Genomic DNA, 401 nt, shown 5'->3' with positions numbered 1-401 from the left:
AGCGAGGGCCGCCAGAGCATCTGGTCCACAATGCCGTACACCATCCAGTTGCCACGGTCCCAGCGCGGAATACCCGTGGTGTCATCCGGCCCGCCCAGCGGCTGACCGGACTGGTTGTAGCGGTAGTCGGGGAAGCGCCCCGTGTCGTAAAAACCACCCAGCTTGTACACACCGGGCAGGCCGGGGTCTTTGGTGACCTTGGACATGTCATCGGGCTGGGGGTTAATGGCGTATTGCAGCTCGGTCATGAGCAGCGCGCCCGTACCCATGTTGAACTTGGTGCCCGAGGCATTGCCGTTGGCGTTCTGGTTGGTGGGGTCCTCCGGGTTGCCGCCCTGAATGCCAAAGGAGTTGGAGGTATTGCCCGGCGGGTTGTCATCGGCTGCGGCGAACATGACGGT

General features: G+C 63.1%; 1 protein-coding gene. It reads right to left on the bottom strand.

Annotated features, from left to right (window positions below; translation table 11 throughout):
- Positions 1–401, bottom strand: a 401-nt coding sequence (locus HK26_RS12750; RefSeq protein WP_143296375.1) for a carbohydrate porin, incomplete at both ends; no start/stop codon positions are given.

The organism is Acetobacter okinawensis, from assembly GCF_002153655.1.
GTDB classification, from domain to species: domain Bacteria; phylum Pseudomonadota; class Alphaproteobacteria; order Acetobacterales; family Acetobacteraceae; genus Acetobacter; species Acetobacter okinawensis_A.
This window is presented reverse-complemented; position numbering and strand designations above follow the sequence as displayed.